17 protein-coding genes are annotated in these 13,020 nt (G+C 61.9%); 11 read left to right on the top strand and 6 right to left on the bottom strand.

Translation table 11 applies throughout. From position 1 onward, the window contains the following. The first annotated feature begins 93 nt into the window (after window positions 1–93). Window positions 94–1,137 (top strand): aspartate-semialdehyde dehydrogenase, encoded by a 1,044-nt coding sequence (locus JWP26_RS19785; RefSeq protein WP_299731912.1) that lies wholly within the window; start codon window positions 94–96, stop codon window positions 1,135–1,137. Window positions 1,138–1,214: 77 nt separating this feature from the next. After that, entirely contained in the window at window positions 1,215–2,102 is an 888-nt protein-coding gene (locus JWP26_RS19780; RefSeq protein ID WP_299731910.1) for an EamA family transporter, read from the top strand. Window positions 2,103–2,148: 46 nt separating this feature from the next. Here JWP26_RS19780 and JWP26_RS19775 read toward each other — a convergent pair whose 3' ends face one another. From JWP26_RS19775 to JWP26_RS19765, 3 genes are all read right to left on the bottom strand, one after another. Beyond that, window positions 2,149–2,490 (bottom strand): hypothetical protein, encoded by a 342-nt coding sequence (locus JWP26_RS19775; protein ID WP_299731908.1) that lies wholly within the window; start codon window positions 2,488–2,490, stop codon window positions 2,149–2,151. 104 nt (window positions 2,491–2,594) lie between these two features. Continuing rightward, window positions 2,595–2,834 (bottom strand): hypothetical protein, encoded by a 240-nt coding sequence (locus JWP26_RS19770; protein WP_299731907.1) that lies wholly within the window; start codon window positions 2,832–2,834, stop codon window positions 2,595–2,597. A 414-nt stretch (window positions 2,835–3,248) separates the two neighbouring features. Further along, window positions 3,249–3,890 carry a carbonic anhydrase gene (locus JWP26_RS19765; RefSeq protein WP_299731906.1) on the bottom strand — a complete coding sequence of 214 codons (642 nt, stop codon included), beginning with the start codon at window positions 3,888–3,890 and terminating at the stop codon, window positions 3,249–3,251. A 73-nt stretch (window positions 3,891–3,963) separates the two neighbouring features. Between JWP26_RS19765 and JWP26_RS19760 the strand changes: the two genes are divergently transcribed. Beyond that, window positions 3,964–4,170: a DUF1737 domain-containing protein gene (locus JWP26_RS19760; protein ID WP_299731905.1), complete on the top strand. Its 207-nt coding sequence runs from the start codon at window positions 3,964–3,966 to the stop codon at window positions 4,168–4,170. A gap of 15 nt (window positions 4,171–4,185) precedes the next feature. On the opposite strand, the gene JWP26_RS19755 is transcribed toward JWP26_RS19760, so the two are convergent. Beyond that, the gene (locus tag JWP26_RS19755; RefSeq protein ID WP_299731904.1) at window positions 4,186–4,755 is read right to left on the bottom strand and encodes an NUDIX domain-containing protein; all 570 of its coding nucleotides are present in this window, start codon (window positions 4,753–4,755) and stop codon (window positions 4,186–4,188) included. Window positions 4,756–4,972: 217 nt separating this feature from the next. Here JWP26_RS19755 and JWP26_RS19750 point away from each other — a divergent pair, with 217 nt between their 5' ends. From JWP26_RS19750 to JWP26_RS19715, 8 genes are all read left to right on the top strand, one after another. After that, the gene (locus JWP26_RS19750) at window positions 4,973–5,110 is read left to right on the top strand and encodes a hypothetical protein (RefSeq protein ID WP_299731903.1); all 138 of its coding nucleotides are present in this window, start codon (window positions 4,973–4,975) and stop codon (window positions 5,108–5,110) included. A gap of 119 nt (window positions 5,111–5,229) precedes the next feature. After that, entirely contained in the window at window positions 5,230–5,616 is a 387-nt protein-coding gene (gene sdhC, locus JWP26_RS19745) for a succinate dehydrogenase, cytochrome b556 subunit (protein WP_299731902.1), read from the top strand. Then, window positions 5,616–6,008, top strand: coding sequence for a succinate dehydrogenase, hydrophobic membrane anchor protein (sdhD, locus tag JWP26_RS19740; RefSeq protein WP_299731901.1), 393 nt, complete (start codon window positions 5,616–5,618; stop codon window positions 6,006–6,008). Before sdhC ends, sdhD begins: the two co-directional genes overlap by 1 nt. A gap of 4 nt (window positions 6,009–6,012) precedes the next feature. Further along, window positions 6,013–7,827: a succinate dehydrogenase flavoprotein subunit gene (sdhA, locus tag JWP26_RS19735; protein WP_299731900.1), complete on the top strand. Its 1,815-nt coding sequence runs from the start codon at window positions 6,013–6,015 to the stop codon at window positions 7,825–7,827. 3 nt (window positions 7,828–7,830) lie between these two features. After that, window positions 7,831–8,460 (top strand): DUF1684 domain-containing protein, encoded by a 630-nt coding sequence (locus JWP26_RS19730; protein ID WP_299731899.1) that lies wholly within the window; start codon window positions 7,831–7,833, stop codon window positions 8,458–8,460. Further along, on the top strand, window positions 8,460–8,900 hold the full coding sequence (locus JWP26_RS19725; RefSeq protein ID WP_299731898.1) for a DUF3052 domain-containing protein: 441 nt from the start codon (window positions 8,460–8,462) through the stop codon (window positions 8,898–8,900). The genes JWP26_RS19730 and JWP26_RS19725 overlap by 1 nt, the downstream gene beginning before the upstream one ends. After that, the gene (locus tag JWP26_RS19720) at window positions 8,897–9,190 is read left to right on the top strand and encodes a hypothetical protein (RefSeq protein ID WP_299731897.1); all 294 of its coding nucleotides are present in this window, start codon (window positions 8,897–8,899) and stop codon (window positions 9,188–9,190) included. The genes JWP26_RS19725 and JWP26_RS19720 overlap by 4 nt, the downstream gene beginning before the upstream one ends. A gap of 24 nt (window positions 9,191–9,214) precedes the next feature. Beyond that, window positions 9,215–9,997 (top strand): succinate dehydrogenase iron-sulfur subunit, encoded by a 783-nt coding sequence (locus JWP26_RS19715; RefSeq protein ID WP_299731896.1) that lies wholly within the window; start codon window positions 9,215–9,217, stop codon window positions 9,995–9,997. A gap of 259 nt (window positions 9,998–10,256) precedes the next feature. On the opposite strand, the gene JWP26_RS19710 is transcribed toward JWP26_RS19715, so the two are convergent. Continuing rightward, a complete protein-coding gene (locus tag JWP26_RS19710; protein WP_299731893.1) occupies window positions 10,257–11,789 on the bottom strand; it encodes a hypothetical protein in 1,533 nt (510 codons plus the stop codon). Between the two features lie 85 nt (window positions 11,790–11,874). Continuing rightward, a complete protein-coding gene (locus tag JWP26_RS19705; RefSeq protein ID WP_299731890.1) occupies window positions 11,875–12,825 on the bottom strand; it encodes a DMT family transporter in 951 nt (316 codons plus the stop codon). Between the last annotated feature and the right edge of the window lie 195 nt (window positions 12,826–13,020).

Genomic DNA, 13,020 nt, shown 5'->3' with positions numbered 1-13,020 from the left:
GTCGTCTCCCGACGGGGAGAGGCTGAACCCGGATGGGCCGCGACGCACAGCGTCGCGCGGGGGCGGAAATGGTAAGGGACTGGAGTTCCAAAAATGGGTTATCGCGTCGCTGTTATCGGTGCCACGGGCAATGTGGGCCGTGAAGTTCTCAACATTCTGGCCGAACGCAAGTTTCCGGCCGACGAGGTGATCGCTCTCGCCTCCTCGCGCTCCACCGGGCGCGAAATCTCCTTTGGGGACAAGATTCTCAAGGCCAAGAATCTCGACGATTATGACTTCAAGGGCGTCGATTTCGCCATCATGTCGGCGGGCTCGGAGATTTCCAAGACCTGGGCGCCCAAGCTTGGCGCCATGGGCATCATCGTCATCGATAATTCCAGCTTCTGGCGTTATCATTCGGACGTGCCGCTGATCGTGCCGGAAGTGAACGCGCATGTGCTGGATGGCTATATGGCCAACCCCAAGCGCAACAATATCATCGCCAATCCGAACTGCTCGACGGCTCAGCTTGTCGTGGCGCTCAAGCCCCTGCATGACTTCGCCAAGATCACCCGTATCGTGGTGTCGACCTACCAGTCCGTTTCGGGCGCCGGCAAGGAAGGCGTAGACGAGCTGTGGAACCAGACCAAGGGCATTTTCGTCAACGATACCGCCACGGTCGGCAAGTTCCCCAAGCAGATCGCCTTCAACGTCATCCCGCATATCGATGTGTTCATGGAAGACGGCTACACCAAGGAAGAGTGGAAGGTTCTGGCCGAGACCAAGAAGATTCTCGATCCCAAGATACGCGTGACCTGCACGGCCGTGCGCGTGCCTGTGTTCGTGGGCCATTCGGAAGCGGTCAATATCGAGTTCGAGAACCCCATTTCGGCGGATGAAGCGCGTGACCTGCTGCGCGAGGCGCCGGGCATTTCTGTGCTCGACAAGCGCGAGCCGGGTGGCTACGCGACCCCGATCGACGCGGTTGGTGAATACGACACCTTCGTGTCGCGCATCCGCGAAGACAATACGGTCGAAAACGGCCTCGCCATCTGGGTGGTGTCGGACAACCTGCGCAAGGGCGCTGCGCTCAACGCGATCCAGATCGCCGAGACGCTGATCGAGCGTGGGCTGATGGACAAGCGCGCGGCGGCGTAAAGCGCAGCAGCGCTCGACCGAGCAACGACGCACATGTCACCCCGGCTCGATGCCGGGGTTCATCCAAGGCCACCGCCATGCTTTCCGTCCGCGACCTGCTCCTGGCTTTGCTTGTCGTGGCAATATGGGGGGTCAACTTCGTCTTCATCAGATGGGGTGTCGAGACAGTGCCGCCCCTGTTTCTGACCGGGCTGCGCTATCTCTGCGCGGCGGTGCCAGCCGTCTTTTTCATCAAGCGGCCAAAGGTTGGGCTCGCCATCCTCATCACCTATGGCCTCGCCATCGGCTTTGCCCAGTTCGGCCTGCTGTTTACCGCCATCAAGCTGGGCATGCCCGCCGGTCTTGCCTCGCTTGTCATCCAGGTGCAGGCGTTTTTTACCATCGCGCTGGCCCTGGTTTTCCTTGGCGAGAAGCTCAACCGCTATCAGGCGCTCGGTGCACTGGTCGCTATTGTGGGCATCGTCGCCATTGCCTCCGAGCGGTTCGAAGTCACCGCGCTGGTGCCTCTGCTGATGGTCGTCCTAGCCGCCTTCTTCTGGGGCGTCGCCAATATCGCCTCCAAAAAGGCGGGACAGATCGATATGCTGTCCTTTGTCGTCTGGGGGAGCCTGGTGCCGATCCTGCCGCTGTTTGCGTTGTCGCTCGTCGTGGAAGGGCCAACGGCGATCATCGCCTCGATGACCGGCATCGACATGCGCACGATCTTTGTGATCGCCTTCAACGGCTATGCGGCGACAATTCTGGGGTTCGGGCTCTGGAGCTATTTGCTGGCGCGCTATCCGGCGAGCCTGATCGCGCCATTTTCACTGCTGGTGCCGGTGGCCGGGATTGCCAGCACAATCGTGCTGCTCGGGGAAACCGTCAGTACCCTGGAAATCCTTGGCAGCCTGCTGGTCTTTATTGGCCTCTTGCTCAATGTCTTTGGCCCCCGCCTGTTTGCAGCGCGGGTTTCATCGACGCCGTAAAGCCGCCCCGGCGAACCGGGGCGGCTAAGGCTTCAGCCGACCGCGATTATTGCATCAGCGAATCGGCGGGCTCCGGGGGAGCGGCGGCATCGGCCGGGGCCATGCTATCGCTCGGCGCCAGGGTTGGAGCCGGCAGGGTTTCGGCCGCCGGAGCGCCGCCCGAAGGCTGTAGCGTGCTCAGTTCGGCCGTCGACAGGCCGCCGCTGGCATCGGCGTCGGCCGTGGTGAACTCATCCTGGCCGAGATCTGGCCAGGCCACCTGGATTTCGGTGATGGACAGCTCGCCATTCGCGTCGCCATCGAGATCGGCAAAGGTGGTGGGCGCCTGCGCGAACGCAGCGGTGGCGGAAAGGCCGAATACGGCGAGCGTCAAAGCAATCTTGTGCATGGGATATCTCCATTCATGAGCCGCGCCAAAGGCGGCGGCAGGGCTGGATCGATAGAGGAGCGGAGCCGCCCCGGGCGTGGGGCGACTCCGCTGGTCGGCGCGCCTTAGGGAGCGGCAGGCGTCGTCACGACGGCATATTCCTCGGCGGACAGCTCGCCGCTGGCATCCGCGTCGGCGGTCTTGAAGGCGTCTTCGGTCAGCGTCGGCCAAGCGGCGGAGGCTTCAGCCCAGGATACGCCTGCGCTGGCATCGGCATCGACAGTGGCGAAATCGGTGGCTGCCTGCGCGAAGGCTGCAGTGGACAGGCCGAGAACGATGAACGAGGACAAGATGATCTTCTTCATGGCGGTTAAGCTCCATGTTGGTGGAGATAAAAACGGCACCCGGTTAGCCGGCTCCCGACGGCCCGCTCTCCTGCGGCCCGTGACCAGAACAATGGAAGCCCAATGTGGTCCGCAGCGGCCCAAAAATTGGTGCTGATCCGGACACAATCGGGTCATTTCTGGGCAATGGATTTTGCAGGCAATTGCAAGATAAACCAAAGTTTTTTGGTTCGTCGCGATATAGAACTTGCACGCTATTATCGTCGCGCGGAATCGTGCCGGCACTGTTAGCCTTGCTGCCAAGTGCTTTTTTGTGGCAGGCAAGAGTTGCTGCCCCGCGATCGAAGCCCGACGGACTATTGGTCGCTCACGGGCGCGTGAACGAGCAGGCTTTGTTTGTGTGTGGCAAGTCTAGCGCCCGGCGGTCACGCACGCTCAGATCAGGGGGCGGACGAAGTCGCCGGTATCGCCGTCCATGACCCAGAGCTCGCCCGTCGAAATATCGAACCAGGCGCCATGCACAGCCAACTTGCCGGCGGCTTCCAGTTCGGCGACGTATGGAAATGTCCGCAAATTGTGGATCGAGGAGCGGATGGAGATGCGCTCCAGCGCGGTCTGGCGTTCGGCGGGCGTCATCAGGTCGTTCTGACCGACCTGGTCCGGCAGGTCGCCCAGCATGGCCATCCATTTGCCGATGAAGTCGCCGGAATCCAGTGGCGTCGAGTCGGGATTAAGCGCCGCCTTGATGCCACCGCAACGGCCGTGGCCCATGATGACGATGTTCTTGATCGCCAGGGCCTTTACGGCAAATTCGATGCCCGCCGAGGTGCCGTGCTGGCCGCCATCGGGCTGGTAGGTGGGCACCAGATTGGCGACGTTGCGCAGCACGAAGAGCTCGCCGGGACCCGCGTCGAAAATCGTCTCGGGGGCCGAGCGGCTGTCGCAGCAGGCGATGATCATGGTGGTGGGGTTTTGGCCCTGGGCGGCCAGGTCGCGAATCCGGTCGCGTTCACGAGCATAGCGCCCGGCCATGAAATTGGCGTGACCCGTCAGCAGTTCTTCAGGAAACCGATGCATGGGCACTCGATTAGCGCTAAGAGGCAACAAGATCAACACCGGCGCATTGGTGGGCGCCGCATTGGAGGCATGCATGCAGATTTACCGCTTCTTGTCGGGCGAAGACGACGTCAGCTTTTGCCACAAGGTGACCAAGGCATTGTCCGAGGGCTGGGTGCTGCATGGCTCGCCGAGCTACGCCTATGACGGGTTCACCAAAAAGATGCGGTGCGGGCAGGCGGTAACGCGGGTGGCCAAGGATCAGCCGTATGATCCGGACAAGAAGCTGGTGGATTTTTAAGCGCCCGGAGCGAACCTAACGGTTCAGCGCCACCCACTGCAGCAGCATGATGGTCTTGGCATCGATGATCCGGCCATCGCGTACCATTGCCATGGCGTCATCGAGGCTCATTTCGAGCAGTTCGATTTCCTCGCCTTCCGATTCAAGCCCGCCGCCAGCGGCGATCTTGGTGTCGGCGTCGTAGTGGCCGACGAACAGCGAGAGGCGCTCGGTTAGCGAGCCGGGGCTCATATAGGCGTCGAACAGGAATTGCACGTCGCGCGGCTGGTGGCCGGTTTCCTCCAGCGCCTCGCGCATGACGCCAACCAGCTTGTCATCCCCATCGAGCAGGCCGGCGCAGGCTTCGATCAGCCAAGCGGGATCACCATTGAGGCTGACCGGGTAGCGGTACTGGCGGGTCAGCAGCACGGTGCGGCGGGCTGGATCGAACAGGAGAATCGCGGCCGCATTGCCGTGGTCATAGACCTCGCGGCTCTGGGTGAGCCAGGTGCCATCAAGGCGGCGATAATCCAGCGTGGCGCGGGTCAGCGTGCCCCACGCTTTGGACAGAGTCTCGATGCCGATCAGTTTGATGCGCTCGTCCATGTTCGTCCTCGTTCGCGGCGTGTTGCCGATGCCAATGGCAGGCTTGGCCGCAGTCGACAAGTGCGGTGGGCGCAAGCTCGGTCGGTGGCGTTGGCAGTCATGAATGCAAACTTAACGCGCAATTCACGCCGGGGTGGGGCGCGGCTTCGTAGGAGGGGCCAACATTACGGCGACCCGGCAATAGCGGCCGGCGGGCGCCAAATCCGGGAGAATTTTCATGGACTATCTCGCATCCGCCATCGGTATCGCGGCCTTCACCCTGCTGATGAACCTGTGGGTCCACGCCCCGGTGCAGAGCGCCGAACTGCCGCCGATTTCGGCCGCAGCCCTGGGCCTCCACTTCGCGACACGCTGATTGCAGCCAAAGTTTATGGCGCCATGCGTTTTACGGCTTTGATTTTGTAACATTGGGGGGCTAGAAGTCTCGAACCATTCCAAACTGTAGCGGCGCCCGCCGCGTAACAGCGAGGCCCTATGCCGGTTCGACCCCGTCCCCTATCTCCCCACCTGCAGATTTATCGCTGGACCATCACGATGTCGATGTCGATCGTGCATCGAGCCACGGGCATCGCCAATTATGTCGGCACCGCATTCCTCGTCATCTGGCTGGGCGCGGCGGCCTGGGGGCAGGGGCCGCTCGATGTGGTCAACCTGGTCTACGGCAGCTGGTTCGGCCAATTGGTGCTGTTCCTTTATACCTGGAGCCTGGTGCATCACATGCTGGGCGGCATCCGCCATTTCATCTGGGATTTTATCCAGGGCATGGAGCCGGGGCAGCGCGAAATGCTGGCCTGGGCCAACCTGGTGCTCTCGGTCGTGCTGACGCTGGCGATCTGGACCATTTTCGTGTGGGTGGCGTAATGCGCGAACAGATCATTACCCGCGACATCATCGCCGATCCCAAAAGCAAATACGGCGACGCCAAAGCCTCGACGCGCCACTTCATCATCCAGCGCACGACCGGGGCGATCAATATCGTTTTCCTGATCCTGCTGCTCTACGTGGTGATGAAGCTGGCCGGTCAGGATCGGGTCGATATGGTCGCCACCATTGGCAATGGCTGGATCGGCATTCCGCTGGCCGTGCTGCTGGTCATCGCCACGGTGCATATGCGCAATGGCATGCGCGACGTACTCGAGGATTACTTCGCCGGGCGCGTCTACAGCCTCATCATGATGCTCAACACCCTGTTCTGCATCATCATCGCGGTGGCTGGTGTCGCCTCGATCCTTAAACTGGTCTTCTGGGGTTAGCGCCGTGGCTTCTGCTTACGAAATCATCGATCATGAATTCGATGTCGTGGTCGTGGGTGCCGGCGGCGCCGGGCTGCGCGCCACGCTGGGCATGGCCGAACAGGGGCTCAACACCGCCTGCATCACCAAGGTGTTTCCCACCCGTTCACACACCGTAGCGGCGCAGGGCGGCATCGCGGCGTCCCTGCAGAATATGGGTCCCGATAGCTGGCAGTGGCACATGTACGATACCGTCAAGGGATCGGACTGGCTGGGCGACAACGACGCCATGGAATATCTGGTGCGGGAAGCGCCAGCGGCCATTTATGAGCTGGAACACTACGGCGTGCCGTTTTCGCGCACCGAAGACGGCAAGATCTACCAGCGCCCGTTCGGCGGCCACATGACCGAATATGGCGATGGCCCACCGGTGCAGCGCACCTGCGCCGCCGCCGACCGCACCGGCCACGCCATCCTGCACACGCTTTATGGGCAGAGCCTGCGCCACAATGCGCAGTTCTATATCGAATATTTCGCCCTCGACCTGATCATGGGCGAGAACGGCGCCTGCGAAGGCGTGATGGCCTGGAAGCTGGATGACGGCACGCTGCACCGCTTCCGCGCCAAGACCACGGTTTTGGCGACCGGCGGCTATGGCCGCTCGTATTTTTCGGCGACCTCCGCCCATACCTGCACCGGCGACGGCAATGGCATGGTGGCGCGGGCCGGCCTGCCGCTGCAGGACATGGAATTCGTGCAGTTCCATCCGACAGGCATCTATGGCGCCGGCGTGCTGATCACCGAAGGCGCACGTGGCGAGGGCGGTTACCTGACCAATTCGGAAGGCGAGCGCTTCATGGAGCGCTATGCGCCCAATGCCAAGGACCTGGCATCGCGCGACGTCGTTTCGCGCTGCATGACGCTGGAAATCCGCGAGGGGCGCGGCGTTGGCCCGAAGAAGGATCACATCTACCTGCACCTCGATCATCTCGACCCGAAAGTGCTGCATGAGCGGCTGCCGGGCATTACCGAAAGCGCCAAGATATTTGCCGGTGTCGATCTGACGCGCGAGCCGATCCCGGTGCTGCCGACGGTGCATTACAATATGGGCGGCATCCCCGCCAATTATCATGGCGAAGTGCTCAACCCGACGCCGGAAAACCCCGATGCGATCGTGTCGGGGCTGATGGCTGTGGGCGAAGCCGCCTGCGCCTCAGTGCACGGTGCCAACCGGCTGGGCTCCAATTCGCTGACCGATCTCGTGGTCTTCGGCCGCGCCGCCGCCTTGCGCGCAGGCGTGGTGATGGACCGCTCGGCGCCGATTCCGGCGATCAATCCGGGCCAGGACGAGAAAATCCTCGCCCGCTTCGACCGGCTGCGCAATGCCAATGGCTCCAAGCCGACGGCAGAACTGCGCGATGCCATGCAGCACACCATGCAGGAAGACGCCGCGGTCTTCCGTACCGATGAGTCGCTCAAAAGCGGCGTCAAGCGGATGAGCGAAATCTACAGCCAGTTGCCGGATGTGCGGGTGACTGATCGCTCGCTGATCTGGAATTCGGACCTGGTGGAAACGCTGGAGCTGGAAAACCTGATGGCCAATGCCATGGTCACGGTCGTGAGCGCAGAAGCCCGCCACGAAAGCCGCGGCGCCCATGCGCATGAGGATTTCCCCAGCCGCGACGACGTCAACTGGCGCAAGCACACGCTGAGCTGGATCGATACCGATACCGGCGCGGTGACGCTGGGCTATCGCCCGGTGCATGTCGATCCCCTGACGCCCTATGACCAGGGCGGGATCGACCTCAAGAAGATTGCGCCGAAAGCTCGGGTATACTGAGCCATGGCAGCGGTCGGCGCAGAACACTTGGCTTCGACCGCCTCGCTGTGGGACTGGCGGCGGCGGATAGCGGATTTGTTTGCGCAGGTACGGGCGGAGCCTGATCCACGCGCCGCCTGGCAAGTGTGGAAAGATACCAAGGCCGACCTGTTTGCCAACCACGCGCAGACGCCGCTGGAGCCGGGCGCGCCATTGCCGATCTATTTCGACTACGATCCGACCTTGCGGTTCGTAGTTGACCTCGGCGATGCTGAAACCCATGAGCCGCTCTTTCTGTCGGCCGGTGCCGATGGCGATGCGGCGCTGACGCCGTTCGCGACGACACGCGGACTGCGCGAACGTTTCGGGGGCGAACTGACGCTCTATTGGCTGGGTGGCTATGGCGGCGGCGTGTTCCTGCCGTTCCGCGACGGCACTTCGGGGCACGAAACCTATGGCGGCGGGCGTTACCTGATCGATTCGATCAAGAGTGCCGATCTCGGCGCTGATGCCGATGGCCGCGTCATCCTCGACTTCAACTTCGCCTATAATCCCTCCTGCTATTATTCGCCCCGCTGGGTGTGCCCGCTGGCGCCAAGGAACAACTGGCTGAGCGCGCCGGCGCGAGGCGGGGAAATGGTGGTGGGGCATTGATGGCCGGGGCCACGCCAGACGCCGGATATTCCGGCACGCCGCTCGCGCAGAAGCTCGGGCTCAAGGATGGGCAGCGGGTGTTGTTCGTCAACCTGCCGCCGAGCCTGAACGATCTGCGCGTGTCGCGGCATTTTGTCGAGATGGCGCAGGCGGGGTGGGCGAGTTTTACCGATGGTGATCCAGGATATGACGTGATCCATGGTTTTACCACGTCGCGCCACGAGTTGGAGACGGCGACGAAACCATTGCTGGATAGTATCGACCGGGACGGGGCGATCTGGGTGAGCTGGCCGAAAAAGGCAAGCAAAGTGCCTACCGACATCACCGAGGATACGATCCGCGAGGTGATGCTGCCGATCGGGCTGGTGGATGTGAAGGTTTGTGCGGTCGACGCGATCTGGTCGAGCCTGAGGTTGGTGATCCGGAAGGAATTGAGATGAAGACGGCGTTGGTTATTGGGCTGTTGCTGACGGGCCTGGGCGCGAGTGCCGCGATGGCAGCGCCGCCATCGACGGAGCAGAAAGCCGAGTTTCATGCCACCTGCATGGGCATCGCGCAGGATGAGACGCTGTGCTCATGCAAGGCCGAGGCGACGGCCAAGCTGATCGACAGCGACTTCATGACGGTGGTGATCGCCTCCATGGGTGGCAAGACGCTCGATCCCAAATATGCCGTCCGCTACAACGATTACGTCGCGCACAGCAATCAGATCTGCAAGCCGAACTACTGAGTTTCAGGACTAGGGAATACCGAGATGGTCGAGCTGCTGCTCCCCAAGAATTCGCGGCCCGCAAAGGGCAAGACCTGGCCCAAGCCGGCTGGCGCCAAGCGGCTGCGCGAGTATCACATCTATCGCTACAACCCCGATAGCGACGACAATCCGCGCATCGATACCTATTTCGTCGATCTCGATGATTGCGGGCCGATGATTCTGGATGGCCTGCTGTGGATCAAGAACAAGGTCGATGCAACGCTGACGCTGCGCCGCTCCTGCCGCGAAGGTATCTGCGGCTCATGCTCGATGAACATCAACGGGCTCAATACCCTAGCCTGCACCAAGGGCATGGATGACTCGAGCGGGCCGATCAAAATCTACCCGCTGCCGCATATGCCGGTGGTCAAGGACCTGATCCCGGACCTGTTCAATTTCTACGCCCAGCATCGCGCCATCGAGCCCTGGCTCAAGACCACGACGCCGGCGCCCGACAAGGAATGGACGCAAAGTGTTCCCGAGCGCGCCAAGCTCGACGGGCTATACGAGTGTATCCTGTGCGCCTGCTGCTCGACCTCGTGCCCGAGCTATTGGTGGAATGGGGAGAAGTATCTCGGACCGGCTGCGCTGCTGCAGGCCTATCGCTGGCTGATCGATTCGCGCGACCAGAGCCAGAGCGAGCGGCTGGATGACCTGGAAGACCCCTTCAAGCTTTATCGCTGCCACACCATCATGAACTGCGCCAAGGTTTGCCCCAAGGGCCTGAACCCGGCCAAAGCGATTGCGGAAATCAAGAAGATGATGGTCGAACGCCGGGCCGCTTGACGTCCCAAGGTCACCACAGACTCAGGGTCACGGGGGCGGAGCGGGATTGCCAGCATAGTGGTCAATCGAGAACACCCCCCTCCTACCTCCCCCATCAAGGGGGAGGTTTCTCTCCACTCTTGACGTTCGATCCAGTTCAACCCCCCGGCAGACACTTCCCCTTGATGGGGAGGTCGGGAGGGGGTGACGGTTAGCCCCGATTTAGAAACAAAAACGGCGGGACCCAAGTCCCGCCGTTCGCATTTGAGATCAGCCCAGCTTAGTCGATCAAAATAACCGTGCCGGCTTCATAGGCTTTCTTGCAGTCGTCGCGGTCGTGGCGCAGGTCGCCGTCGAGCAGGGTCGAGGCAGTGCCCGGGCCCTGGAAGCGCGGGTCGTCGCACTGGTCGTCATTGGCGTATTCGGAGGTGTTGTCGCCGAAGTTGATGCCTTTGCTGTCGTAGGGAGCGCCGGCAAGATAGGCGGGATCGTAGACCGGGATGATGCTCAGGGCGCCCGATTCGACCATGGTGCGGCAATCGGTGGCGTCGTTGGAGACGTCTTCCTCGAGCAGCTTCTTGTCCATGCCGGTGCCGACAAAGCGCTTGTCGTCGCATTCGCCATCATTGGCATATTTGGAATTGTCGGTGCCGTAATCGAACGCGGCGGCCTCGTTGGTCTCGCCGGCCTTCATGGTCGCGGTGCCCGCGGTAACGGCGGCCTGACAATCGGTGGCGTCGTGCATGCGGTTTTCGATAACAGGTTCGCTGGCAACGCCAGTGCCCTCGAAGCGCGGATCGTCGCATTCCTGGTCATTGTTGTATTCGCCGGCATCGTCGCCGAAGACGATGTCGCCGGTGGCGACCACTGGAACGTCGCCGCCGTCAGTGCCGTCGGTCTTGAGTGTGATGGTGCCGGCGGTGAAGGCGGCCTTGCAGTCGGTGGCGTCATGCAGCTTGTCTTCGTCGAGCAGCTGGCTGGCGGAGCCCGTGCCGGTAAAGCGCGGATCGTCGCATTCGCCATCCTTGGACCACTGGCTGCTGTCGTCGCCGAAATCGACATCGGCATTGGCAACTGGGGTCGTGGTGCCTGTGTCCTTGAGGGTGATGGTGCCCTTGGCGAAGGCCGCGCTGCAATCGGTGGCGTCCTTGGAAATGGCACTGTCGTCCATTTCGGAGGCCATGCCGGTGCCGTCGAAGCGCGAGTCGTCGCACTCGCCGTCCTTGCTCCACTCGCTGCTATCGTCGCCGAAGTCGATATCGGTATTGTTGATGGCGACCGGGGTGTCGGTGGTGGTTCCTGTATCCTTGAGGGTGATGGTGCCCTTCTCATAGGCGGCCTTGCAGTCGGTGGCGTCCTTCATCAGGTCGGCATCGACTAGCTCGCTGGCCGAACCGGTGCCCTGGAAGCGCGGATCGTCGCATTCGCCGTCCTTGTTCCATTCGCTGGTGTCGTCGCCGAAATTGATGGCGTCGATCGGGGTCGCGATGGCGATATCGGCGGGGGCGGTACCGGTGTCCTTGAGGGTGATGGTGCCCTTGGCAAAGGCGGCGCTACAATCGGTGGCGTCCTTGCGGATGGCGCTGTCGTCCATTTCGGTTGCCATGCCGGTGCCGGTAAAACGCGAGTCGTCGCATTCGGTGTCCTTGGGCCATTGTCCGCTATCGTCACCGAAATCGACGTCACCGGTTGTGGCAGTGGCGGCCGGCGGTGTCGGCGCGCCGATCTTTTGTGCAAAGGCCGGCAGTACCAGACCGGTCGACAGGACAAGCCCTGCCAAGGTGCATGTCAGCAGCTTTCTGGTGGCGATCATCAATTGTTCTCCCAAAGGTCTGTCCACAAGGCCTGGCTGCACATTACAGCGGCTTTGCGGCGCTCAAAAGCCTTGTCCCAAAGTTTTAGACTTGGCGGTTTCTTTCTCGACGCTCTGCATGGCTGAACATTACTGAACCGAGGATGACTAAGGCAGTGCCGACGGCATGGAAGACCGTAAATGGTTCGGATAGAAACACCACCGCGAAGGCAATTGTAACGATCGGGCCAAAGGCCGCGGTCGAGGAATTGGCGCGCGGCCCGATCCGGGCGATGGCGGCATTCATCAGGAATGAGGGCAGCACGGTGGCGAATACGCCCAAGCCCAAGCCATAGACCCACACCATGTGGGGCAGATGAACGAAGGCATCGGGGCCGCCGATGACCATGCTCTGGGCGATGGCGAGAAGCGCGGCGGTCGACATGCCGATACAGGTGAACAGCCCGGTGCCCATTTGGCGCATGCGGCCCTTAGCGAACAATTGGTAGAACGCGAAGGTGACGGCGGCGGTCAGCACCAGCAGCGTGCCGTGCAGCAGGCCATCGGGCTGGTCGAGAAAGCTCCAGCCGAAGATCAGCACAATGCCCCCATAGGCCACCAGCATGCCGGGCACGATGCGCCAATCAAATTTTTCGCGGAAGAACAGCGCGCCGAACAGCACCACGAAGAACGGATAGGTGAACAGCACCAGCCGTCCATATTGGGCGGTGATGTAGTTCAGTGCGGCGAAGTCGAGGTAGCTGGAGACGTAATAGCCCAAGATGCCGGTGGCCATGGCGGGTACCACCAGCGCCGGCGTCAGCTTGGCTTTCAGTTCGGGCTGGCGACGCAACAGCACGAAAAAGATGACGACATAGACCGGCAGCGCCACCAGCATGCGCAAGGCGAGCAGCGTTTCGGTGGGCGCGCCCTCGGCATAGGCGAGCTTGATCAGGATGGATTTGGACGAGAACAGGATGGCTCCGCCCATGGCGAAAGCATAGCCCAGGGGATCGGCGGCGCTGGTGGCGGTTGGGACTGCGGCAGGCGATGACATGTGTGAAGTCCTGGAAGGACCCGCCTGTAGCACACCGGAGCGCCACGAAGGCGGGCCGGTGAACATGAAGTCGCTTAGGTCGTCAGCGCTCGGTCCGGGCCCGAAGGGTGCCAGAAAGCCAGATCGTAAGGAGGAGATTGGCGGACGAGTGCATGGCAAGTTGGTAGCATTGCGGGCGGGCGGCTGTAAAGCCAA

It is taken from the genome of Devosia sp. (genome assembly GCF_028290435.1).
In the GTDB taxonomy this organism is placed as follows: Bacteria; Pseudomonadota; Alphaproteobacteria; order Rhizobiales; family Devosiaceae; genus Devosia.
Note: the sequence above shows the minus strand (reverse complement) of the source record. Positions and strands in the feature narration are given on the sequence as shown.

Bases quoted from the DNA above. Each gene is read 5' to 3' on its own strand.
- JWP26_RS19785 (WP_299731912.1), top strand. From the start codon at position 94: ATGGGTTATCGCGTCGCTGTTATCGGTGCCACGGGCAATGTGGGCCGT.
- JWP26_RS19780 (WP_299731910.1), top strand. From the start codon at position 1,215: ATGCTTTCCGTCCGCGACCTGCTCCTGGCTTTGCTTGTCGTGGCAATA.
- JWP26_RS19775 (WP_299731908.1), bottom strand. From the start codon at position 2,490: ATGCACAAGATTGCTTTGACGCTCGCCGTATTCGGCCTTTCCGCCACC.
- JWP26_RS19770 (WP_299731907.1), bottom strand. From the start codon at position 2,834: ATGAAGAAGATCATCTTGTCCTCGTTCATCGTTCTCGGCCTGTCCACT.
- JWP26_RS19765 (WP_299731906.1), bottom strand. From the start codon at position 3,890: ATGCATCGGTTTCCTGAAGAACTGCTGACGGGTCACGCCAATTTCATG.
- JWP26_RS19760 (WP_299731905.1), top strand. From the start codon at position 3,964: ATGCAGATTTACCGCTTCTTGTCGGGCGAAGACGACGTCAGCTTTTGC.
- JWP26_RS19755 (WP_299731904.1), bottom strand. From the start codon at position 4,755: ATGGACGAGCGCATCAAACTGATCGGCATCGAGACTCTGTCCAAAGCG.
- JWP26_RS19750 (WP_299731903.1), top strand. From the start codon at position 4,973: ATGGACTATCTCGCATCCGCCATCGGTATCGCGGCCTTCACCCTGCTG.
- sdhC (WP_299731902.1), top strand. From the start codon at position 5,230: ATGCCGGTTCGACCCCGTCCCCTATCTCCCCACCTGCAGATTTATCGC.
- sdhD (WP_299731901.1), top strand. From the start codon at position 5,616: ATGCGCGAACAGATCATTACCCGCGACATCATCGCCGATCCCAAAAGC.
- JWP26_RS19730 (WP_299731899.1), top strand. From the start codon at position 7,831: ATGGCAGCGGTCGGCGCAGAACACTTGGCTTCGACCGCCTCGCTGTGG.
- JWP26_RS19725 (WP_299731898.1), top strand. From the start codon at position 8,460: ATGGCCGGGGCCACGCCAGACGCCGGATATTCCGGCACGCCGCTCGCG.
- JWP26_RS19720 (WP_299731897.1), top strand. From the start codon at position 8,897: ATGAAGACGGCGTTGGTTATTGGGCTGTTGCTGACGGGCCTGGGCGCG.
- JWP26_RS19715 (WP_299731896.1), top strand. From the start codon at position 9,215: ATGGTCGAGCTGCTGCTCCCCAAGAATTCGCGGCCCGCAAAGGGCAAG.
- JWP26_RS19710 (WP_299731893.1), bottom strand. From the start codon at position 11,789: ATGATCGCCACCAGAAAGCTGCTGACATGCACCTTGGCAGGGCTTGTC.
- JWP26_RS19705 (WP_299731890.1), bottom strand. From the start codon at position 12,825: ATGTCATCGCCTGCCGCAGTCCCAACCGCCACCAGCGCCGCCGATCCC.